Source organism: Bordetella tumulicola (genome assembly GCF_054779135.1).
Genome location: NZ_BAAGYU010000007.1, coordinates 1,111,949 through 1,132,578, shown reverse-complemented (window position 1 = coordinate 1,132,578; position 20,630 = coordinate 1,111,949). Strand labels below are relative to the sequence as shown.

At 61.4% G+C, this 20,630-nt stretch carries 21 protein-coding genes; 13 read left to right on the top strand and 8 right to left on the bottom strand.

Features of this window, described 5'->3' with window-relative positions; all coding sequences use genetic code 11:
- Nucleotides 1-29: 29 nt before the first annotated feature.
- A complete protein-coding gene (locus ACYVDM_RS13610; RefSeq protein ID WP_415786969.1) occupies nucleotides 30-782 on the top strand; it encodes an amino acid ABC transporter ATP-binding protein in 753 nt (250 codons plus the stop codon).
- 78 nt (nucleotides 783-860) lie between these two features.
- Here ACYVDM_RS13610 and ACYVDM_RS13605 read toward each other — a convergent pair whose 3' ends face one another.
- Nucleotides 861-1,511, bottom strand: coding sequence for a LysE family translocator (locus ACYVDM_RS13605; protein WP_415784936.1), 651 nt, complete (start codon nucleotides 1,509-1,511; stop codon nucleotides 861-863).
- Between the two features lie 28 nt (nucleotides 1,512-1,539).
- Entirely contained in the window at nucleotides 1,540-1,731 is a 192-nt protein-coding gene (locus ACYVDM_RS13600) for a YqaE/Pmp3 family membrane protein (RefSeq protein WP_415784938.1), read from the bottom strand.
- 201 nt (nucleotides 1,732-1,932) lie between these two features.
- Between ACYVDM_RS13600 and ACYVDM_RS13595 the strand changes: the two genes are divergently transcribed.
- The 3 genes from ACYVDM_RS13595 to ACYVDM_RS13585 all read left to right on the top strand — a co-directional run bounded on the left by ACYVDM_RS13595 (nucleotide 1,933) and on the right by ACYVDM_RS13585 (nucleotide 3,586).
- Nucleotides 1,933-2,850 carry a DUF808 domain-containing protein gene (locus tag ACYVDM_RS13595; RefSeq protein ID WP_415784941.1) on the top strand — a complete coding sequence of 306 codons (918 nt, stop codon included), beginning with the start codon at nucleotides 1,933-1,935 and terminating at the stop codon, nucleotides 2,848-2,850.
- Nucleotides 2,851-2,958: 108 nt separating this feature from the next.
- Complete coding sequence (locus tag ACYVDM_RS13590; RefSeq protein WP_415784944.1) at nucleotides 2,959-3,255, top strand: hypothetical protein; 297 nt, start codon at nucleotides 2,959-2,961, stop codon at nucleotides 3,253-3,255.
- 100 nt (nucleotides 3,256-3,355) lie between these two features.
- Nucleotides 3,356-3,586 (top strand): hypothetical protein, encoded by a 231-nt coding sequence (locus tag ACYVDM_RS13585; RefSeq protein ID WP_415784946.1) that lies wholly within the window; start codon nucleotides 3,356-3,358, stop codon nucleotides 3,584-3,586.
- A 70-nt stretch (nucleotides 3,587-3,656) separates the two neighbouring features.
- On the opposite strand, the gene ACYVDM_RS13580 is transcribed toward ACYVDM_RS13585, so the two are convergent.
- Together ACYVDM_RS13580 and ACYVDM_RS13575 are read right to left on the bottom strand one after the other, a co-directional pair.
- Nucleotides 3,657-5,285, bottom strand: coding sequence for an FAD-dependent oxidoreductase (locus ACYVDM_RS13580; RefSeq protein WP_415784948.1), 1,629 nt, complete (start codon nucleotides 5,283-5,285; stop codon nucleotides 3,657-3,659).
- Complete coding sequence (locus tag ACYVDM_RS13575; RefSeq protein ID WP_415784950.1) at nucleotides 5,285-6,796, bottom strand: polyamine aminopropyltransferase; 1,512 nt, start codon at nucleotides 6,794-6,796, stop codon at nucleotides 5,285-5,287. Before ACYVDM_RS13575 ends, ACYVDM_RS13580 begins: the two co-directional genes overlap by 1 nt.
- A 94-nt stretch (nucleotides 6,797-6,890) precedes the next feature.
- Here ACYVDM_RS13575 and ACYVDM_RS13570 point away from each other — a divergent pair, with 94 nt between their 5' ends.
- Genes ACYVDM_RS13570 through speD form a run of 5 tightly spaced genes read left to right on the top strand, consistent with a single transcriptional unit; the run spans nucleotide 6,891 to nucleotide 10,312 of the window.
- Nucleotides 6,891-7,277: a DUF350 domain-containing protein gene (locus ACYVDM_RS13570; protein ID WP_415784952.1), complete on the top strand. Its 387-nt coding sequence runs from the start codon at nucleotides 6,891-6,893 to the stop codon at nucleotides 7,275-7,277.
- 26 nt (nucleotides 7,278-7,303) lie between these two features.
- Nucleotides 7,304-8,341, top strand: a complete 1,038-nt coding sequence (locus ACYVDM_RS13565) for an SPFH domain-containing protein (protein ID WP_415784954.1) — start codon at nucleotides 7,304-7,306, stop codon at nucleotides 8,339-8,341.
- Nucleotides 8,342-8,348: 7 nt separating this feature from the next.
- On the top strand, nucleotides 8,349-9,827 hold the full coding sequence (locus ACYVDM_RS13560) for a DUF4178 domain-containing protein (protein ID WP_415784955.1): 1,479 nt from the start codon (nucleotides 8,349-8,351) through the stop codon (nucleotides 9,825-9,827).
- Nucleotides 9,828-9,830: 3 nt separating this feature from the next.
- Nucleotides 9,831-9,965: a hypothetical protein gene (locus ACYVDM_RS13555; RefSeq protein WP_415784957.1), complete on the top strand. Its 135-nt coding sequence runs from the start codon at nucleotides 9,831-9,833 to the stop codon at nucleotides 9,963-9,965.
- The gene (gene speD, locus ACYVDM_RS13550) at nucleotides 9,962-10,312 is read left to right on the top strand and encodes an adenosylmethionine decarboxylase (protein WP_415784959.1); all 351 of its coding nucleotides are present in this window, start codon (nucleotides 9,962-9,964) and stop codon (nucleotides 10,310-10,312) included. Before ACYVDM_RS13555 ends, speD begins: the two co-directional genes overlap by 4 nt.
- A gap of 48 nt (nucleotides 10,313-10,360) precedes the next feature.
- Here the strand turns inward: speD and ACYVDM_RS13545 are convergent, their stop codons facing one another.
- Nucleotides 10,361-11,647: an amidase gene (locus tag ACYVDM_RS13545; RefSeq protein WP_415784961.1), complete on the bottom strand. Its 1,287-nt coding sequence runs from the start codon at nucleotides 11,645-11,647 to the stop codon at nucleotides 10,361-10,363.
- A gap of 181 nt (nucleotides 11,648-11,828) precedes the next feature.
- Complete coding sequence (locus ACYVDM_RS13540) at nucleotides 11,829-12,656, bottom strand: IclR family transcriptional regulator (protein ID WP_415784963.1); 828 nt, start codon at nucleotides 12,654-12,656, stop codon at nucleotides 11,829-11,831.
- A 191-nt stretch (nucleotides 12,657-12,847) separates the two neighbouring features.
- On the opposite strand from ACYVDM_RS13540, the gene ACYVDM_RS13535 reads away from it, so the two are divergent.
- Nucleotides 12,848-13,828: a Bug family tripartite tricarboxylate transporter substrate binding protein gene (locus ACYVDM_RS13535; protein ID WP_460475401.1), complete on the top strand. Its 981-nt coding sequence runs from the start codon at nucleotides 12,848-12,850 to the stop codon at nucleotides 13,826-13,828.
- Between the two features lie 40 nt (nucleotides 13,829-13,868).
- Complete coding sequence (locus ACYVDM_RS13530; RefSeq protein WP_415784965.1) at nucleotides 13,869-16,214, top strand: cytochrome P450/oxidoreductase; 2,346 nt, start codon at nucleotides 13,869-13,871, stop codon at nucleotides 16,212-16,214.
- A 68-nt stretch (nucleotides 16,215-16,282) separates the two neighbouring features.
- Here ACYVDM_RS13530 and ACYVDM_RS13525 read toward each other — a convergent pair whose 3' ends face one another.
- A complete protein-coding gene (locus tag ACYVDM_RS13525) occupies nucleotides 16,283-17,176 on the bottom strand; it encodes an FxLYD domain-containing protein (RefSeq protein ID WP_415784967.1) in 894 nt (297 codons plus the stop codon).
- On the bottom strand, nucleotides 17,166-18,065 hold the full coding sequence (locus tag ACYVDM_RS13520) for a hypothetical protein (protein ID WP_415784969.1): 900 nt from the start codon (nucleotides 18,063-18,065) through the stop codon (nucleotides 17,166-17,168). Before ACYVDM_RS13520 ends, ACYVDM_RS13525 begins: the two co-directional genes overlap by 11 nt.
- 221 nt (nucleotides 18,066-18,286) lie before the next feature.
- Between ACYVDM_RS13520 and ACYVDM_RS13515 the strand changes: the two genes are divergently transcribed.
- A complete protein-coding gene (locus ACYVDM_RS13515) occupies nucleotides 18,287-19,204 on the top strand; it encodes an aldo/keto reductase (protein ID WP_415784971.1) in 918 nt (305 codons plus the stop codon).
- 10 nt (nucleotides 19,205-19,214) lie between these two features.
- Entirely contained in the window at nucleotides 19,215-20,513 is a 1,299-nt protein-coding gene (locus tag ACYVDM_RS13510; RefSeq protein ID WP_415784973.1) for an NTP/NDP exchange transporter, read from the top strand.
- The last annotated feature ends 117 nt before the right edge of the window (nucleotides 20,514-20,630 follow it).

The following is a 20,630-nucleotide window of genomic DNA, read 5'->3' as shown; positions in this document are numbered from 1 at the left end:
CGGCGCAGGACGGCAATGGGCGTCCGGTCATGATTGCCGCGCACCAGGTCAGCAAGTCGTTTGGGTCGGTACGGGTGCTGGACAATGTATCGTTGACGCTGCGCAAGGGCGAGGTGGTGGCGGTGATCGGCCCATCGGGCTCGGGCAAGAGCACGTTCTTGCGTTGCCTGATCCATCTGGAGACGATCGATCAGGGCAGCATCGAGATTGAGGGCGAGGCGATGGCGACGGCGGTGCCGAGCGGTCCGAGCCGCTATGCGCGCGACGCCGAGGTACGCCGAATCTGTCGCAAGATGGGGATGGTGTTTCAGTCGTTCAATCTCTTTGCGCACAAGACGGTGCTGGAAAATGTGATCGAGGCACCCATCACGGTGCAGGGCGTGGCGCGGGATCAGGCGATTGCCAAGGCCGAGGTTTTGCTGCGCAAGGTCGGCCTGCTGAACAAACGCGACAACTACCCCGCGCGTTTGTCGGGTGGGCAGAAGCAGCGGGTCGCGATTGCGCGCGCGCTGGCGATGGAGCCGGACATCATGCTGTTCGATGAGCCGACGTCTGCTCTGGACCCGGAGTTGACGGGCGAGGTGTTACGGACGATGCGCCAACTGGCGGACGAGCATATGACGATGCTGGTGGTGACGCACGAGATGGGATTTGCGCGCGAGGCGGCGCATCGTGTGATCTTTATGGACGAGGGTCGTATCGTCGAAGAGGCGTCGGCACAGGCGTTCTTTCTGGCACCGAAGCAGGAGCGCGCCCGAGCGTTCTTGGGACAGATGCTGTAGGGTTTTTGCCGGCAGGCTGGTCTGCACCTTGTCCGTGCGCGCTTGAGGTCTGGCGAGCGGCGTCGCCGCCCGCCACGATCATTTTTTGTGAGGGCCAGAGAGGGCCGCCACGACACCCAGCCCAATCAGCATGGCCCCACCCAGATAACGATCGATATTCAGATAGCTGCGGCTGGTGCGTAGCCATTGGCCTACGGCGCCGGCCGCGAACGCGTAGCAGGCATCGCTGATAAAGCCAAGGACGATGAGCAGCGCGCCCAGGATGAGGATCTGGGAGGCGATGTGGCCTTGGCTGGGGTCGGTGAATTGCGGCAAAAAGGCGAGGAAAAATAGCGCGGTCTTGGGATTCAGGAGATTGATGATGAATCCGTCGCGATAGAGTGCGCGCAGGCGCCGTTTGGGGATGGATGTGTTGGCGGCGGCCGCGGTGGGACGCGTGTAGATTTTCTTGAGGCCCAGCCAGATCAGGTAGGCCGCGCCCGCGTATTTGACGAGATTAAACGCCAGTGCCGAAGAGGCCAGCAGCGCGGAGAGACCGAGCGCGGCAGCGATGACGTGGACAAGGGTCGCCGTGTGGATGCCCAGGTCCGAGACCAAGCCGGCTTTTTTGCCTTGCTCTACGGATTGGGCAATGATGTAGAGCACTGCAGGGCCCGGGATGACCAGTAGTACGAGTGCGGAACCGGTGAAGAGCAACAGGTTTGCGGTACTGGGGACAACAAATTCCATGCTTGCCTCCGTCCACCCCGGCGCGGGATTAGCGCGAGCCCAGGGCGTCTTTGATTTTTTTGTCGGTGTTGTATTGGCTGAGGGCGTAGACGGCCCAGATGGCCGCCGGAATCCAGCCGATGAGGGTGATCTGCAAGATCAGGCAGATGATGCCGGCGATGGGACGGCCAATGGTGAAAAAGGCCAGCCAGGGCAGCAATAGGGCAATGAGTAAACGCATGATGATGGCACTTGGGTGTGAAAATTTCGAAAAGTGAGTTTACACGGCCAGCGAGGGGGTTCTGTTGCCAGACGTAGCCTTGCACGCAGTGTCTCATGCGACCGCAGAGGTATTTTCGTGATGATTCTCGCGTGAGTTTTACCGCGAAATGGCCTGTAGGCCTGTAAAATCCGGGCTCTTGCTTCAAAACTGGGGTCTTTTATGGCCGGTAGCAGCTTTTTTGCGTTGTTTGATGACATTGCGACCATTTTGGATGACGTATCCGTCATGACCAAGGTCGCGGCCAAGAAAACGGCCGGTGTATTGGGCGACGATCTGGCACTGAATGCGCAGCAGGTCTCGGGCGTATCGGTCAATCGCGAGCTGCCGGTGGTCTGGGCGGTATTCAAGGGGTCGTTGCGCAATAAGTGCATTTTGGTCCCCGCGGCGCTGTTGATCAGCGCCTTTGCGCCCTGGGCGGTGACCCCCTTGCTGATGGTGGGCGGGGCGTTTCTCTGTTTTGAGGGCGCCGAAAAGCTGATCCACAAATTTTTGCCGCATGACAGCACACCGGATGGTAATCATCAGGCACGCGCGCAGGCGCTGCAGGACGAGCGCGTGGATATGGTGGCGTTCGAGCGCGAGAAAATCAAAGGCGCGGTACGTACCGATTTTATTCTGTCGGCCGAAATCATCGCGATTACGCTGGGCGCTGTCGCGGGGGCAGACTTTACCCGTCAGGCGATTGTGGTGACGACGATTGCGTTGGCCATGACAGTGGGTGTGTACGGTTTGGTCGCGGGGATTGTCCGCCTCGACGATCTCGGGCTGTATCTGCGTAGCAAGGGTTCGGCTGCCGCCCGCGGTCTGGGCAGCATGATTGTGCAGGCCGCACCGTATTTGATGAAGACGCTATCCGTGGTAGGGACGGCCGCCATGTTTATGGTGGGCGGTTCTATTCTGACGCATGGTATCGGGCCCGTGCATCACGGGATCGAGTACGTCAGCCAACTCGCGTCATCGACGACGTGGGTGCAGGCCGTGGTGTCTACACTGCTGAATGCTGTGTTTGGCATCGCGGCGGGTGCGTTGCTGGTCGGTGTGATCTCGGTAGGCAAGCGACTGTTTCGGCGGCGGTGATTCGAAATCGATCGTATCCCATATTTACGTTTTGCCCAGAGGGACGGCGCTATGCTAGTCCGTAAATAATAAGAAATATTTTTACAGCAAGCGGTAGGGAGCAAGCGCATGTCAAATAATGATCGACATACCGGGCCCGACCAGAGAAAGCGTGATCTGCGTGATGCGGGCAGCGCTGTTCAATCGGCAGTGGAGCAGGGCCGAGAAATATATAACCGGGAGTCCGGCCAGTGGGGCGCGCATGAACCCGACTATGGGCGACCTTATGGCGAGCACCCGGAACATCAGCCTGTGTGCGGACCCAATCGTCATGGGCCGCAATACGAAGAAGGAGGGCGTTACCCCGGTACCCGAGAAAATGACGAGGAAATATCGCTGAGCGGTCGCCGCGAAGATTCAGGGTAGACCTACTCGGATCGGTATCCGCCGCGGCCTCAATGCGGTCTTGACGCAGCTTCAAGGTAGCGGATCTTGGAATAATGATTTGCCCAGACAGGAGAGCACGATGAACCTCAGCTTGCATGTTCCCCCGCCAAAGCCCAATCCAGATCCGCCCGTTATTCCTCCGGAAATCCCGCCCGAGGCGCCGCCGGAGGCTCCACCCGCCGATCCGCCTGCGGACCCGCCCATTGTGCCGCCCGAGCATCCCGATACGGATGAACCGGACGTTGATCTGCCTCCTGCAGAGCCGCCTGTCCGGCACAACACGGCGCTGGCGGGGTGCGCCCAATATTAAAATTCAGCATAGGCGGCAACCCCGGTTGCGCGATATCGCGAGTGAGTACGGGGAGTTGCAGCAAGGTCGTTTAGCTATTGCCGCCAAGTATTTTGGTGGCAGCCGTGACACCCCACCAAGACGCCTCTTCAAATACGGAGTATCCGGAGAGGTCCGCATGGGCAAACAGCACGGGGCCGTTGACTGCGCGTAGCGCGGCGAGTCCGGGATTATCGAGGTAACCAGGGACCGGCGTTGCCATGGCGTGTCCCCGTACCGTGATGTCCAGGCGATGCGCATGTTTCCAGAAGGTGTCGCCGTAGGCGGTCAGCAGGTCGCTGGACACCTCGTCGCGCAGCGCCTGCGGGCTGGCGTTGGTCAGCCATTGACGGGCCTCGTTGGGCGTGAAACGGCTGAGGGCGTGGTACGCCGTGAAGACGGTGCGCGGCGTGGGCGCGACGCGTAGCAACTGGTGGGTCGAGACGACGTAACCGAGCGCCTTGCCTTGGTAGACGACGTTATCCCAAGAAAGCGGTTCGCCGTGGATCTCTTGGGGGTAGCTGTTCATGTGGAAATTGGACACCAGCCAGGCGGCGCGCGGGCTGGCGTGCACGGCGGGATCGTAGCCATAGGCGCGGATGTCGGGCAGGACGTGTTGCGCCACGAATAGTGGCATGGCGCAGACGGCGCGCCGGGTTTGCAGTGCGTAGGCCGATGCGGTGCCGTTGATGCAGAGCACGCGCGGGCCGGCTGCGGTGTCCTCGAGACGGGCGGCGGTGCCGGGCAATAGCCAGTCGGCATGGCCGAGTTTGCGGGTGATGGCATCGCGCATCATGCGAGACAGCGAGGCCAGGCCGGCCGGCCACGTCAACACGGCGCCATCGGCGGCATTGGCTGCGTGGCCGTCGCGGCTGGCAAAGTAATGCAGGCCGGCCCAGGCGGAAACCGTATCGATGCCGGCGCCATAGTCGTCGCGACAGCAGTAGTCCAGATACCAGCGCAGGGCGGGTGAGGTGTAGTGTTCTTTATCCAGCCATTGCCGCAGGGTGAGTGTGTCGAGTGCGCGCCAGGCGGGGTCGTTTGATGACAGGGCGAGGGGGATGGCAAAGACATTACGGCCGTCTTGGCCGTGTGCCGTGCTCAGCGTCTGGGTATAGGCTAGAAACCGCCGGTGCTGGGCCACGTCGGCGTCCGGCAGGCCCGTCATGGGCAGCAGGCTGTCTTCCCAGCGACCATTGCGCAGCAGGCGCTCCTGGGGCGAATGAGCCAGTATCGTTTCGTCGTAATAGGGGTGGGTGGTATCGCCGCCGTGTTCGATGATGCCAAAGTCGGCCAGCATTTCCCGGACGTGGGTGGATTGCATCGAGGGCAGGGGCAGGTAGTGCGCGCCCAGCGGGTAGTCGAGGCCTTCGACGTGCCCGCCGGCGGCGTTGCCGGCGAACTCGGGCCCCTGGACCACCACGAATTGCCGGTACCCCTCGCGGGCGAGTTTCCAGGCGCAGGACAGGCCGGCGATCCCCGAGCCAAGGATGGCAACGTCGTGATGTCGCGTGGCGGTGGCTTGCGGCGTCGGCTCGGTGGCATCGCGCAGACGGTGACCCACGGACATGCCCGGGTAGTCGACGCGGGCGGGGATTTCGGTGACGCGGGACCGATAGTAGCCCGCGGCACCCGCGGCGGCAGCGATGGCCGTGGTGAGCAGGAAGCTGCGGCGGCGCACTAGCGAATGACCTTGCGCCAATCCTCGTCGAAGTAGCGTACGAGGGATTGTTCGTTGAGTCGATTCGGCGGCATGGCGAGCGCGGGCATGTCCGACGGGAAATGAAACAGCTCCTTGACGGTGGCGCTGTCCAGGTAGCGGGTGGGCACGGTGAGCGTGTCGGGCGGCGTGTAGTCGGCGCGTTTGCCTGCCAGGATAAATCCCCAGTCGCCGAACGACGGCACGTAGACGTGATAGGGCCAGGTGTGCAGGCCCGCTTCTTTCAGGGTGGCGTCGATGCTCCAGAATGAGCGCGGCGCAAAGTAGGGCGAGGTGGACTGGATCACCATATAGCCTTTCTCGGCCAGGTGCCGCGCCATCAGGTGATACACCGGTACAGAGTACAGGCGGCCCAAGCCGAAATTCGACGGGTCCGGAAAGTCGACCACGATGTAATCGTAGACTTCGGTGTGTGTTTCCAGCCAGCGGCCGGCGTCTTCGTTGATGACGGTGACGCGCGGGTCGTTGAGCGCGTTTTTGTTCAGGTCAACCAGAGGGGCGGACCGCTGGAACAGGCCCGTCATGGCGGGGTCGAGATCGACTAGGGTGATGTGCTCGACGTGCGGGTATTTCAGGAGCTCGCGCACGGCCAGGCCGTCGCCGCCACCCAGAACCAGGACGTTACGGGCCCAGGGCAGGGTTTGCAGGCCGGGATGCACCAGGGACTCGTGATAGCGGTGTTCGTCGCGTGAGGAAAACTGCAGGTTGCCGTTGATATACAGGCGCAAGTCGTCATTCCAGCGGGTGATGGCCAGACGCTGGTAGGGGGTGTTTTCTGCGTGGATGACTTCGTCGCCGTAGAGGCCTTTTTCGGCCCAGGTGGTCATTTTCCCGGAGTAAAGGAAACCCAGGCTCAGCAGACCCAAAATAACGGCGCAGCGCAGGGCGCGCTCGCCGGGGCGGCGCACCTCGGTCCGAAAGAGCCAGGTGGTCCACAAGGCGACGCCGGCATTGAGCATGCCAAACAGAAAGCTGGTGCGCAGCAGGCCCAGACGGGGCGCCAGGAGCAAGGGGAACACCAGTGAGACGGCCAGGGCGCCCAGATAGTCAAAGGTCAGCACGCGGCTGACGATCTCGCGGAACTCGGCTTTGCGCTGATTGAAAATGCGCATGACCAAGGGGATTTCCATGCCGACCATCAGGCCGATTATGAACACCCCGGCGTACAGGGCGGCGCGAAACGGGGCGGATAACCAGGCGAACACGAGAAAGAGTGCCGCGGCGGACACGCCCCCCAACAGCGCGACGAGCATTTCGACGTCGATAAATCGCGTCAGCACGTCTTCGTCCTTGATGTACTTGGATAGCCAGGAGCCGATGCCCATAGCAAACAAATAACAGCCAATGACGGACGAGAACTGCAGAATGGAATCACCCAGCAGATAGCTCGCCAGCGCGCTGCTGATGAGCTCGTAGCCTAGGCCGCAAGAGGCGACAATCAGTACCGATAAAATGAGAATGCGGTCGCGCATGGATTTTCCGGGCAAGGTGCGCGCAGTATATCGAACCATGCGGCGCGACCGTGCGTTTATACTGCGCGGACACCAAGACAAGGGAAGGGCTGGAATGCATCCTGTGCTGCTATATCTGATGTATATCGTCTCGGCGCTGATCATGCTCGGGATCTTTACCGTCATCTATACGACCGTCACCCGCTACAACGAGTTTTCGTTGATCCACGAGGGGAATATGGCCGCCATGTTGTCGTATGGCGGCGCGCTACTGGGATTCAGCCTGACCGTGTGCGTCAGTATCGCGGTGCACGCGACCTATGTGATGTTTCTGGCGTGGGGGCTGACCGCGATGGTGGTGCAGATCGTGGTGTACCTCGTCGTGTCGCGCGGCATTCCTGGAATGAACGACGCCATTGAAGAAAACAATGTCGCCATGGGTGGCCTGCTGGGCTTGTTCTCGTTGGCTGCCGGCGTGGTAAACGCCGGGTGCCTGACCTGAGTGTGATATTTGGAAAGGAGTCTCGTATGGGTCTCGGTTCGTTTATACGCAAGCAGTTTATTGATGTCCTGCAATGGAACGAAGACGGCGATGGCGTACTCGCCTGGCGTCATCCGATGGAGGATTTTGAAATCCAGTATGGCGCCAGCCTGACGGTGCGCGAGTCGCAGATGGCGGTGTTCGTCAACGAGGGCAAGGTGGCCGACGTGTTTGGTCCCGGCATGGTTAAGCTGACCACGCAGACGCTGCCTGTCCTGACGTACCTGAAAAACTGGGACAAGCTCTTTGAGTCGCCGTTCAAGTCGGACGTGATTTTCTTCAGCACTCGCCTGCAGTTGGGGCGGCGCTGGGGCACGGCGCAGCCGGTGACGGTGCGCGATAGCGAGTTCGGCATGGTGCGGCTGCGCGCGTTTGGCGTGTATTCGTACCAGATCAGCGATCCCGAGAAGTTTTATCGCGAGATTAGCGGCACGCGAGAGGTCTTTACGGTCGATGATCTCGAGTTGCAACTGCGCAATATGGTGGTCGCGAGCATGAGCACCGCGCTGGGTGGCTCGAATGTGGCGTTTTTGGATATGGCGGCCAATCAGGGCCTGATGTCGCAAAAGATCACCGAGCAGCTCGGGCCCGTCTTTGACCGCTATGGGGTCAAGCTCGATAACTTTACGGTCGAGAACGTGTCGGTCCCCGAGGAACTGCAAAAGGCCTTGGACCGCCGGATTTCGATGGGTATGGCGGGCGACCTGGGCAAATTCACTCAGTATCAAACCGCCACGGCGATTCCGATGGCGGCCCAGAACGAGGGCGGTATTGCGGGGGTCGGCGCGGGCTTGGCCGCGGGCGCGGCGTTGGGACAGACGATGGCCCAGGGCATGGTGCCGCCAGCGGGCGGCGCCGGTGCGGCAGCCGGCGCAGGGGCCGCGGCGGGCGCGGGTGCTGCCGCGGACAACGCCGATCCGGTGCAGCGTCTGCAGCAACTCAAAGACCTGCTGGACAAGGGTTTAATCACGATCGCGGACTACGACTCGGCCAAGGCCGAGGTGCTCAAGAAACTCACCAGCTAATTACACGATGCAGCAGGTTCTGTGTCCGCAATGCGGCGCGCCAGTCAAGTTCACGTCCACGGCTTCGGTCATGGCGGTGTGCGGCGCATGCCGCAGCACCTTGCTCAAGGATGCGGAATCGGTCAAGCATGTGGGCGAAATGGCCGATGTGCTGGAGGATTATTCGCCGATCTGCCTGGGCGCCTCGGGCATCTACGACAAGCGGCGTTTTACGGTCGTCGGGCGTATTCAACTACGCTATGACGACGGCTTTTGGAACGAGTGGTATATCTGGTTTGATGACGGCAGCGATGGCTGGCTATCGGATGCCTCGGGCCAGTATGCCGTGACGCACCGGCGTCGGGCCCAGAGTCCATTGGAGTTCCCGACGTTTTTCCAGATCGCGCCGGGCGCGGTGTTTGACCTGGATGGCCAGCATTTCATTGCCTCGGATATACGCTCCTGCCGCGCGACCGGCGTGCAGGGGGAGCTGCCCTTTGTGCCCGATACTGACGGCTGGGAGGCCCGGGTCGCGGACTATCGCAGCCTGGATGCGTTCCTGACCCTGGATTATTCCGATGGGGACACGCCCGAGGTCTATGTTGGGCACGCGTTCAAGATCGAGGGTATGGATGCGGCATCATTGCGCGGCGACGCCCTGATCGAGGAAACCGCCGGCCGCTTTCGTGGCCAGATCACGGCGCTGGATTGTCCGAATTGCGGTGCGCCCATCAGCTTTGTAGCCGCGATGGCGACTCAGGTGGTGTGCCCAACGTGCCAGGCCATGGTGGATTGCACCGAGGACACGGCTCGCGTGATCGAGCGACAGCGCAAGGTAAAGGCCACCCAAACGACGCTAGCGCTGGGTGCCGAGGCCACGATCGATGGGACGCCGTACACACTGATCGGCCTGCTCAAATGCGCTGACCCCGACCCCGATGAGCCGTCGGACTGGGTCGAGTATTTGCTGTTTAGCCCCAAAAAGGGCTTTTTGTGGCTGGTGGAGTCGGACGAGGGCTGGGAGCGCGTGCATGTCTGCGATACCTGGCCGAGTCGCAACAATAGCAACAGCTTTAATTGGCGGTCCAAGACGTATCGCAAGCTGTACGACTACACCTCCAAGGTAACGTTGGCCCTGGGGGCGTTTAATTGGCGCGTCAAGGTTGGGGACACGACGCAGATCAGTGATTATCAGTCAGGTAATCGCAAGTTGACGCGCGAGGAAGGCCTCAATGACCTGGGCTGGTCGGCGTCGGTGCCGGTCCAGCCATCCAGTCTGGCGCAATGGTTCGGGCAGCCCGAATTGGCCAGTGTGACAGCCTCGGCAACACGGTCTTCGGGCGACAAGGATACCTATCGTTCTTGGGCCATGCGGGCCTCGATTGCGATGCTGTTTCTCAATTTGTCGGACATCTTTAGTATCCGGATTCTCATGTTGATCGTCGGGTTGATCCTGCTATGGGTGCCCGCGAGCATGGCCGACAAATTCAATGGCGAAGGCGATTAACCGATGGGCAAGATTCTTTACATCATCTATGCGGCCATCGTCGTTCTCTCCATGACGGTTGGCTCGGGCGTGGGCGGATCGAGAGGCTGGGGCGGATCGTCCAGCAGTTCGGGATGGTCGTCGGGCGGCCATAAATGAGGGTGCATGCGACGCCGGGCTGCCACGTGCTGGCGGATCTGCGGGGTATCGAGGCGCGGTTATTAACGGATGCGAACGCACTGCGGGCGGTGCTGATCCAGGCTGCGGAGCACGCGGGCGCCCATGTGTTGGGCGCGCATTTTCATCATTTTGGCGAGCAGGCCGGTGTGACGGGCGTGGTCATGCTGAGCGAGTCGCACATCAGCATTCATACCTGGCCGGAGCATGGCTTTGCGGCGCTGGATATTTTTATGTGCGGGGCTGCAAAGCCCGAGTGGGCCTTGCAGCATGTGCGTGAGGCACTCAAGCCGGTTGATGCGCAGATCACGAGCGTCGACCGTGGCTAGCACCGACGCAGTGGGTTCAAGGACGCCGCGGGTTCACGGCGCCATAAGTTAGCCGCGCAGGCGCTCGTGTACCCAGGCAGCCGCGCGCAGCGTAGGCAAGTCGGCCCCGACCGGACCAATGACCTGCAGGCCCACCGGCAATCCGTGCGGCCCCTGATGAAAGGGCAGGTGGATGCAGGGGGCGCCCAGCAGCGTCCATAGACGACAGAACACGGCATCACCCGTGCCGCTGTCGGCCAACGGCGCCACGCCGGGCGCGCTGGGGGCCAGGATAATCTCCACATTCTTGAATTGGCTGGCCAACTGCGCACGAGCCTCGGCGGCCAGGGTCATCAGGGCTTGGTATCGTTCGTAGGGCAACTCCTGTCCCTGAGCCAGCATTTTTTGCAGCACCGGACCGAGTTGCTCCTCGTGACGGATCCGTTCGTCCGCCAGGGCACGGGCCGCTTCGAAGGCCATGATTTCGGCATGAATGTCCGTCAGTACGCCAAATGACGACGGCAATTCGATTTCGCGGATCTTGACGCCGGCGCCTTTTAAAACGCGTTCGGCTTGCGCCATGGCCTCGTGCACTTCCGGCTCCGCGTGATCCCACATCGGTGTGCGGCACAGGGCCACGCGCGGCGCGCGTGTTGAATCGGGATTCAGGAGGGCGCGATTGCCGCTCAGGGCGCTGACGAGCAAGGCGACGTCGTCAACGCTGCGGCCAAAGCCACCGACCGTGTCCAGCGATTCGCACAAGCTTTTCACGCCCGCGCGTGCCAGCATGCCGAAGCTGGGCTTGTAGCCTACGATCCCGCAATACGCAGCGGGACGGATGAGGGAGCCCGCCGTTTGGGTGCCAAGGGCAAGCGGCACCATGCCCGCGCCGACGGCGGCGGCGGAGCCACTGGACGATCCGCCCGGTGTAAAGGCCGGGTTGTGCGGGTTGCGCGTGGGCCCGGGTTCAAAGGTGGCAAACTCGGTCGTGATGGTCTTGCCGATCACCACCGCGCCGGCTTCGCGGCATACCGCCACGGCGGCGGCATCGTTGGCGGGCTGATGTCCTTTGTAAATCGGCGATCCGTAGGCGGTCGGCAGATCGTAGGTGTCGTAGATGTCTTTGACACCCAGCGGTAGCCCATGCAGCAACCCCTGTGTGGGGCCGCGGTCCAGTTCCTTGGCGCGTGCGATCGCCTGATCATGCCCGAGGACGGCCCAGGCATGTAGTTTGGGCTCGCGTTGCGCGATGCGTTCAAGGCAGGCGCGCGTCAGCGTTTCGGCTGAAATATCGCGTTGCTGGAGGCGGTGAGCCAGTGCGGCGGCTCCACTGTCTAACAGGCTGTCTATGTTCATCAGAGGTCCTGGGGAGTCAGATCTCGGGCTGAGTTGAGGGCTTCAAGCCTGAGGATACCAGTCACCAATGACATGGTGGAAAAAAGCGCCAGGCCGGTGCGAGTCGTTGGGGGCAGGCCACTGCATGCACGCCATCGGGCACCGCGTTGACGCCATTTGGCCGACATCGTGCAGTCATGTCTTAGGCCGTCGTTGTGCTCGCGCTATGACCCAGTAGACGGCTGATGATCTGCGCTTCTCTGCAAACGGCCTGGCCGACGACGCCTTCGGGCGACGGATTGAAGCCGCCGGTTGCGCCCAACGCTGTGAGCACCGCGCAGGGTCGGCCGGTGTAGTTGTATAAGGGCGCTGCGATCGCGCTGATACCCGGCAAGTTGGTGTCTCGCACGACGGCGCAGCCTGCTGCCAGGACGGATTGCTGCAAGGTCCCGATCGGATCTTGTGCGTCGAGTTGCGCACGCTGCTGCGGCGAGGCCGCCTGCAGCTCGGCGCGCGCCAGCGCCAGGACATTGCTGTCGTCCAGGGTGGCCAATAACGCGCGCCCCGTGGCGGACCACAACATGGGCAGGACCGAGCCCACGCGCACATTGAGGGTGACGGGAAGGCCAGGCTCTTCAAAGCGAATGATGGTCGGGCCTTTATTGCCCATCACAGCGACAAAACACGTGATCTCCAATTGCTCGCGCAAGCGAATCAACGAGGCCTCGGCTACGCGGATGGGATCAGCCTGCCGCATGGCCGACACGCCGAGTTGCAAGGTCTCCCAACCGAGGAAGTATTGTTGGGTCGCGCTGTCTTGATCGACGAGCCCGCCCTCGATCAGGCTGACCAGATAACGATGCACTTTGGCGGGGCTTTCGTCGATATGGGTAGCGATCAGGGTCAGGCTGGCACGCCCTCCCAGACTGCCCAGGGCCTTGAGCACCGCGATGCTGGTCTCGGCCGCCTGCACGCGCTGACGCCGTTCGCGTGGACGGGGGATGATGGGCGCAGAAGAGGGTGGGGTCATGGGCGTCGTTAAATAAAGGGGGCGGACCAAGGTCAGAGCTTATACCGGACCCGTCCTCACGGCGGCCCGTTGTCGACCTGCTTTCAGCCTGTTTTCGGGGTAAATCCTATTGATTAATTACGCATAGCGTATATTATTTACGCAAAATAGGATGCACAACACCTTTTCGCAAAAATAAGCCGGAGACAACCATGTCCGTTACCCGTATTGCGCGCGCACTTGCCTGTTCTGTATTCACCCTGACCGCGGCGACGACTGCCGTCGCCGCGGATAACTATCCATCCAAGCCCGTGCGCTGGATCGTGCCTTATGCCGCCGGCGGTGGCTCGGATTTCCTGGCGCGAACCGTCAGTCAGGGGCTGGCGCCGCGCTTGGGACAGACGGTCGTGGTCGACAACAAGCCAGGTGGCAATACGGCCATCGGTGCCTCAGAAACCGCGCGATCCGCCCCGGACGGCTACACGATGTTGTCGGCCGATAACGGCACCCTGGTGTTCAATCCGGCGCTGTATCAAAAGCTGTCGTATAACCCCGAAAAAGACTTGGCGCCGGTGACGTTGCTGGGGGTGTTTCCCATGATTCTGGTCGCCGGCCCGGCCCTGAAAGCCACCGACGTCAAAGGCTTCCTCGAGGAAGTCAAGACGTACAAGGACGGCATGAGCTACGCCTCCGCCGGTGCAGGCAGCCCCCATCATCTGGCGATGGAATTGCTCAAGGTCGAAACTGGCGTCAATCTGGTGCACGTTCCCTATAAGGGCGCCGCGCCGTCGCTGTCCGATGTGGCCGGTGGGCAGGTGCCCGTGATGATGGTGGACCTGGCCGCGGGAGCGGGCTTTATCAAGGGCGGTAAGGTGCGGCCACTGGCGGTTGCCAACGCGACGCGTTTGGCTCAATTGCCCGACGTGCCGACCTTTGCCGAACTGGGCTACAAAAATATCGAGGCCGCCGCACAGGTGGGCATCGTTGTGCCGGCCGCGACCCCGCAGCCCGTCATCGATACGCTCAACCGCCAGTTGGTCGCCACGATCAATGATCCGACGATCCACCAAAAACTGGTCGACTTCGGCATCGAGCCCGTGGGCAATACGCCCGCGCAATACCGCGATTTGCTGCAAGCCGAGCGTACGCGCTGGCACAAACTGATCGACGATCTGGGTATCAAGCTGGATTAAACGCGCCGCTTGTTTTTTGAATTGCTATCGGAGCGAAGTCATGTCTGCATCCGTCACCCCCGAGCCTGCGTCGGGTTGCCCCATCCATCACGCCGCGAGCGGCCAGGCCGCCGGCTGTCCGATGCATGTCAGTGCCGGCGCCGCCGAGTTTGATCCTTTTGGTGATAGTTATCAGCAGGATCCGCCGGAGTATGTACGATGGGCGCGTGAGCAGGAGCCGGTGTTTTACAGTCCGAAGCTCGGCTATTGGGTGGTGACGCGATACGATGACATCAAGGCGATTTTTCGGGATAACCAGACGTTCAGTCCGTCTATCGCGCTGGAGAAAATCACCCCGACGGGACCCGAAGCCAACGACGTCCTGGCCTCGTACGGTTATGCGATGAACCGGACGCTGGTCAACGAAGACGAGCCAGCCCACATGCCGCGTCGTCGCGCGTTGATGGAGCCCTTTACGCCCGAGGCGCTTAAGCATCACGAGCCCATGGTGCGCCGACTGACGCGCGAGTACGTGGACCGCTTTATCAACGACGGCCGCGCGGATCTGGTGGATCAGATGCTGTGGGAAGTGCCGTTGACGGTTGCCTTGCATTTTCTTGGGGTGCCCGAAGAGGACATGGATCTGCTGCGCAAATATTCGATTGCGCACACGGTCAATACCTGGGGACGCCCCAAGCCCGAAGAGCAAGTCGCCGTGGCCCATGCGGTGGGGAATTTCTGGCAATTGGCAGGCAAGATCCTGGACAAAATGCGCCAGGATCCGGACCAGCCCGGATGGATGCAGTACGGAATACGCAAGCAGCGCGAGGTCCCGGACGTGGTCACGGATTCGTATCTGCACTCGATGATGATGGCGGGAATTGTGGCGGCGCACGAGACCACGGCCAACGCCTCGGCCAACGCGATGAAACTGCTGCTGCAGCATCCCGATGCCTGGCGTGATATTTGCGAAGACCCATCGCTGATTCCCAATGCGGTGGAGGAATGCCTGCGCCACAATGGTTCGGTCGCGGCTTGGCGTCGGCTGGTGACGCGCGATACGCAGATCGCGGGCGTACCGATGGCGGCGGGGTCGAAATTGCTGATCGTCAGTTCGTCCGCGAATCACGATGAGCGCCATTTTTCCGATGCGGATCTGTTTGATATCCGTCGGGAAAACGCGAGCGATCAACTGACCTTTGGCTATGGGTCGCACCAATGCATGGGCAAGAACCTGGCGCGCATGGAGATGCAGATCTTCCTGGAGGAGTTCACGCGTCGGTTGCCGCATATGCGCTTGGCCGAGCAGGCCTTCAGCTACGTGCCCAACACATCGTTTCGTGGGCCGGAGCATGTCTGGGTCGAATGGGATCCCAGTCAGAACCCCGAGCGTCGTCAACCCGATATCTTGTCGGTGCGCCATCCGGTGCGTATCGGTGAACCCTCGACCCACGCGATTGCGCGAACGCTGGTGGTAGAACGCGCCGAGGCGGCGTCGCAGGGCGTGCTGATGGTGACGCTGGTCTCGCCCGATGGCAAGGATTTGCCGCGCTGGTCGCCGGGCGCGCATCTGGACGTAGAGTGCGGCGACACGGGCTTGTCGCGTCAATACTCCCTGTGCGGAGATCCCAACGATGCGGGCCGGTTGCGCATCGCGGTGCTGAGAGAATCCGAGGGCCGGGGCGGCTCGGCGTGGATGCATGATCATGTCACCCCTGGCGCGCGTCTGCGTGTCCGCGGGCCCCGCAATCATTTCCGTCTTGATGAAGAAACGCGTCGCGCGATTTTCATTGCGGGTGGCATCGGCATCACGCCGGTCAGCGCCATGGCGCGACGCGCCCAGGGGCTGGGGATCGATTACGAGCTGCATTACAGCGGCCGTTCACGCGCCTGTATGGCCTTGTTGCCAGAGTTGGTGGCGTTGCATGGCGACCGTCTGCATGTGTACGCCAGTGATGAAGGGCGGCGTAATGATTTTGCGGCCTTGCTGGCCGAGCCCGATGCGCAGACACAGGTCTATGCATGCGGCCCGGAACGCATGCTGGATGCACTGAAACAAGCCTGTGCGCATTGGCCGGACGATACGCTGCGCGTCGAGCATTTTCATTCGACACTGGGCACGCTGGATCCCGCGAAGGAGCATGCGTTCGAGGCGGAGCTAAAAGACTCGGGGCTGGTGATTACGGTGGCGGCGGATCAGACCTTGTTGACCGCATTGCGTGCCGCGAATATCGATGTGCAAAGCGATTGCGAAGAAGGTCTGTGCGGCTCTTGCGAGGTGCGAGTGCTGGCCGGCGATATCGACCATCGCGATGTCGTGCTGACACGCGCGGAGCGCGAGGCCAACGGCCAGATGATGAGCTGCTGCTCCCGGGCGAAAGGCAAAAGAATCGTTCTGGAATTGTGAGGACTTGATCTGTTGTCGGCGTCGACTTGATTAGTCGATTTCCCGACCTGATCTATCTGGTTTGCCGTTTACTTGCCCTCGGCGTCATATACGATGCCCACGCGTTCGAAGTTCGCACCGTATTGCTTGACGGCCACCTCAAAGGGCGCGCTGTCTCCGGGTTTCAGGACGGGCAGGCGCAGTTCGTCGAACTCGGCACCGGTTACGCGATCTTTGGCATCGTAGAGGCTGACCCAGACGTTGATCTTGCTGACGTCGTGGTCGGCGTCGTTGGTGACCCGACCGGACACGACCACGTATTTGTATTGATAGCGGTACGTGAAGTTCAGCGTGCCCCGTCCGATGCGCGCGTCGGTTTTGTCGATGCTGATGGTCAGCGCGGGGCGCGGGCCGGGCAAAGCGGCGCGCCGCATCGCCTGCCAGGCCGGCTTGAACTCGGTGATCTTGTCAAAGCCTTCGCCGCCGTACATGACGGGGACGCGTTCGCCGGGATAGAGCGTCTCGGGCAAGGCCCACGAGGGGTGCAGCTTGACGCCGCGAGCTTTCTCGAAAAAAGCCATGTCGAGCTTCGGGTCTATCGCGATATATTGCTCGCTGCGATTGACGAGCTCGGCGATCCATAGAGACCGGCCGATCTCGTTGGCGAGTCGACGCGGCTCGACGATTTCCAGCGCCTGCGCGTCGAATAGTGCGAAGTTTTCGTCAAGCAGTTCCTGGGTGGTGAGCGTGACGCCTTCGATCATGCGCACCTTGGCCGGTTTGACGCGGATGATGCGGGTGGCGGCGGCAGGCGCGCCGGTGGTTTTTGCATTGGCTGGCTCGGTTGTCGGGCTTCCCGCAGGCTCGGTTCGTGCTGGAGTGGGCGTGGGGGCCGCGGTTGACTCGGCGGCCGGCACCGGCACTGCAATCAGCAAGGCAATGAGGCCGGCCAGTAGCGCGGCGGCGTAGCGGCTAGCGGTCACTTTGCACCATATAGTCGTAATAGGCGATGTTGCCGTTGTCGAACATCTCGACATCGACATCGAACGGCGTGGCGGCGTTGGGCTCCAGCTCGCTTGCCACGCCGTAGCCGGAGCCGGCGCCCATCAGGCGACCGTCTTCGTCATAGGCCATGACGATGATCTTGGTGCCGTTGGCCGCGCGGCTGTCCTTGTTGCGCAGCAGGCCCACGAAGCGATAGCGGTCGTCATTGAGGACCAGTTGGGTTTTCTCGGCGGCGACGTCGCGGCCTTCGGTACGTGATGCCGTCACGCCTCGTTCGAGCGTCAAGGCATAGCGCGTATAGGATTGCGATGGCACCGAGATCCGTACGGGCGTGTATTCGCCGGGTAGCAACGAGCTCGCCAGTGGTGAGGCCGATTTGGACGTTAGCGTCAATTCATCCTGAAAAAAGGTGGCCTTGACGCTCGGCACCTGGATTTTCACGCCGGTCTCGTTACGCATCATCAACACGATTTCGCGACGGCCGTTGTCCTCGACTTCCTGCGTGTTCGTCAGCGTGACCAACGCGGGATCGATGGGTTTTTCAACAACGCGGGGGGCAGCAGCGCGGGATGGGGGCGTGTCACGGTTGCCGAGTATCGAGGTTACGACGGCCACCCCAATAATCGCGACGATGATGGCGAGGACTCCGATGATCCAGGAGGTCTTGATTTCCAGCGGAGCTTGTTGGGGCGCCTGCATGCCCCGGAGAATCTTCTCTAGCCGCTGGGCGACGTCGTCTTCGACGAGGGTGACGGCCTGGCAGTGATTGCAGCAATACTCGTTGGTCGCCAGTTTGGTGAACTGGCTGCTACCGCAGGTAGAGCACGTCAGCGTGACAGTGTTGATAGTGGTTCGTTTGGTGGGCATGCTCGCTGCCACGCATCGCGCGGGCGGGTGTTGGTCATCCTTGGGGCGCAAGGATACCGGGATGGTGGGCAGGGTGGGGTGCGGGGTCGCATCTGAATATTACAAAATGCGAGCAAAGGCCGCCGGCAGTGCTAAAAGATGAGTTGTCTTGGCAAGGTCGAAGCGTGACGGTTATAAGAAAAACTCAATGCCACCCACCCGTTTCGCTAGGAGCCCACGTTATGTTTACGCGCCGTCGCTTTGTCTATGGCTTGTCTGCATCGGTCATGGGGGCTCAACTGCCACGCGTCGCGTTGGCCGCCAGTGCCGCGACCCATGCGATGTCGTCCCGACGGATTCCGTCGTCTGGCCAAATGGTGCCTGTGATCGGCATGGGGACGGCTGACAGTTTTAATGTCGGGGCCTCCGAGGGCGATCGCGCACCGTTACGAGAGGTGATGCGCCGGTTTTTCGCGGCGGGCGCCTCGGTGATCGATACGGCGCCCAGCTATGGGCAATCGGAAACCGTCGTCGGCGACTTACTGGCCGAGTTGGGGCTAAGAGACAAGGCATTTCTCTGCACCAAGATCGGCGCTTCTGGGCGCGACAACGGTCAAGCCCAATTTCAAGAATCACTGCGACGTTTAAAAACAGACAAGGTCGAACTCTTGCAGGTGCACAATCTACTTGACTGGAAAACTCAACTCGCGCTCATCAACGAGCTGAAGGCGCAAGGCAAGGTGCGTTATTCTGGGTTAACGCATTATCACGAAGGCGGGCACGACGAGCTGGCCGATGTGGTGCAAGCAACGAGACCTGATTTTCTGCAGATCAATTATTCGGTGATTTCCACGGGCGCGGAAAAACGTCTGTTCCCGATGGCACAAGACCTGGGGGTGGCCGTGCTGATTAACCGCGCGTTTGACGATGGTCGATTATTTCGCGACGTCGGCGACAAGGCGTTACCGGGCTGGGCGGCAGAGGTCGGGATCACATCGTGGGCTCAGGCCTTTCTGCGTTTTGCCATCAGCCCGCCTGCAGTCACGGCGGTCATTCCGGCGACGAGCCGACCCGATCGCCAAAGTGATAATTTGAAGGCCGGGGGTGGGCCCGTCCTGACGGCCGAGCAACGTCGATCATTGCAAGCGCTGTTTGCCTGAACGCATGGCGATGATCCCATCGACGCGCGTAGAGGCGTGGCTTGTTCGGGCGTTCAACTTGCGTCAAGGCGAAGGGCTCGCTGTTGCGGCGGGCCTGGCGATGTTCTTTCTGCTGTTCTGCGCGTATTTCATGCTGCGGCCGGTACGCGAAACCATGGGCGTGGCGGGCGGCGTCGATAATCTGCAGTGGCTGTTTACGGGGACGTTCATCGTCACGCTCATTGCGATGCCCTTGTTTGGCTGGGTGGCATCCGTGGCGCCGCGGCGTCAGATCATGCCCTGGGTTTATGGCTTTTTTGTCTTGAATCTGCTGGGTTTCGCGGTGGTGTTGTGGACGCGGCCCGACAGTGTGTGGGCAGGGCGCGTGTTTTACATCTGGTTGTCGGTCTTTAACCTGATGGCGATTTCGCTGGCGTGGAGTGTGCTGGCGGATTTGTTCGTCGGAGAACAGGCCCGGCGCTTGTTTGCGCTGATAGCGGGAGGCGCCAGCCTGGGTGGGCTCGCGGGGCCATTGCTGGGAGCCGCATTGGTCCAGCCGTTGGGCCATGGCGGCCTATTGCTATTAGCGGCGATGTTGCTGACGGCCAGCGCCTGGATGTCGGCATGGCTACATCGCTGGCGTGATCAACATCCTGTCGATGAGGCCGACGCTGCCAGCGAAGCGCGGCGCCGTCGCCCATTGGGCGGCAATCCGTTTGCCGGCTTGTCCGAAGTGCTGGGTTCGCGTTATTTGCTGGGTGTCGCGTTGTTTGTGACGCTGTTGGCCAGTGTCAGCACGTTTCTGTACTTTGAGCAGGCGCGCATGGTGGCAGAACATTTTCCCGACCGCACGCGGCAGACACAGGTCTTTGGGCTGATTGACGCGGTGGTGCAGGGTTTGGCGATTCTGACCCAGGTTTTCTTTACGGGACGCATTGCGCAACGGCTCGGTGTCGGGGTGCTGTTGGTCGGTGTGCCGCTGTTGTTGGCGCTGGGCTTCCTATGGTTAGCGTTGTCACCGGTATTTGCGGTCTTCGTTGTGGTGATGGTCGCGCGTCGTGCCGGAGAGTACGCGCTGGTGCGGCCGGGCCGTGAAATGCTTTACACCGTGCTGCCCGCAGAACAAAAGTACAAGGCCAAAAATTTTAACGACACGGTCGTGTATCGCGGTGCTGATGCATTGAGTGGTTGGGTGAAGCGGGGGGTGGACCTGATCGCGGATCAGCCCTCCTTGGCGCTATGCCTGGGCGCGGGGATCGCGCTTGCATGGGCCGCCACAGGCGGGTGGCTGGCGCGGCAATATCGAAAGCTGGAGCCTGACGGTAGCTGACCCGAGATCTCTGCGGCATGCCGTTCAGAGCGGACGTCCAGGCACGCAAGTTGCTGGACCTTAGGGCGCGCAGGCCCGACGGGGTCCCTGGCATTGTTCCGCAGGAAGGGAGGTCGC

Coding starts and splice junctions, on each gene's coding strand:
- ACYVDM_RS13565 (WP_415784954.1), top strand. CDS start 7,304: ATGGGTCTCGGTTCGTTTATACGCAAGCAGTTTATTGATGTCCTGCAA.
- ACYVDM_RS13545 (WP_415784961.1), bottom strand. CDS start 11,647: ATGAACATAGACAGCCTGTTAGACAGTGGAGCCGCCGCACTGGCTCAC.
- ACYVDM_RS13570 (WP_415784952.1), top strand. CDS start 6,891: ATGCATCCTGTGCTGCTATATCTGATGTATATCGTCTCGGCGCTGATC.
- ACYVDM_RS13590 (WP_415784944.1), top strand. CDS start 2,959: ATGTCAAATAATGATCGACATACCGGGCCCGACCAGAGAAAGCGTGAT.
- ACYVDM_RS13585 (WP_415784946.1), top strand. CDS start 3,356: ATGAACCTCAGCTTGCATGTTCCCCCGCCAAAGCCCAATCCAGATCCG.
- ACYVDM_RS13610 (WP_415786969.1), top strand. CDS start 30: ATGATTGCCGCGCACCAGGTCAGCAAGTCGTTTGGGTCGGTACGGGTG.
- speD (WP_415784959.1), top strand. CDS start 9,962: ATGAGGGTGCATGCGACGCCGGGCTGCCACGTGCTGGCGGATCTGCGG.
- ACYVDM_RS13555 (WP_415784957.1), top strand. CDS start 9,831: ATGGGCAAGATTCTTTACATCATCTATGCGGCCATCGTCGTTCTCTCC.
- ACYVDM_RS13530 (WP_415784965.1), top strand. CDS start 13,869: ATGTCTGCATCCGTCACCCCCGAGCCTGCGTCGGGTTGCCCCATCCAT.
- ACYVDM_RS13535 (WP_460475401.1), top strand. CDS start 12,848: ATGTCCGTTACCCGTATTGCGCGCGCACTTGCCTGTTCTGTATTCACC.
- ACYVDM_RS13575 (WP_415784950.1), bottom strand. CDS start 6,796: ATGCGCGACCGCATTCTCATTTTATCGGTACTGATTGTCGCCTCTTGC.
- ACYVDM_RS13595 (WP_415784941.1), top strand. CDS start 1,933: ATGGCCGGTAGCAGCTTTTTTGCGTTGTTTGATGACATTGCGACCATT.
- ACYVDM_RS13515 (WP_415784971.1), top strand. CDS start 18,287: ATGTTTACGCGCCGTCGCTTTGTCTATGGCTTGTCTGCATCGGTCATG.
- ACYVDM_RS13600 (WP_415784938.1), bottom strand. CDS start 1,731: ATGCGTTTACTCATTGCCCTATTGCTGCCCTGGCTGGCCTTTTTCACC.
- ACYVDM_RS13605 (WP_415784936.1), bottom strand. CDS start 1,511: ATGGAATTTGTTGTCCCCAGTACCGCAAACCTGTTGCTCTTCACCGGT.
- ACYVDM_RS13560 (WP_415784955.1), top strand. CDS start 8,349: ATGCAGCAGGTTCTGTGTCCGCAATGCGGCGCGCCAGTCAAGTTCACG.
- ACYVDM_RS13520 (WP_415784969.1), bottom strand. CDS start 18,065: ATGCCCACCAAACGAACCACTATCAACACTGTCACGCTGACGTGCTCT.
- ACYVDM_RS13510 (WP_415784973.1), top strand. CDS start 19,215: ATGATCCCATCGACGCGCGTAGAGGCGTGGCTTGTTCGGGCGTTCAAC.
- ACYVDM_RS13540 (WP_415784963.1), bottom strand. CDS start 12,656: ATGACCCCACCCTCTTCTGCGCCCATCATCCCCCGTCCACGCGAACGG.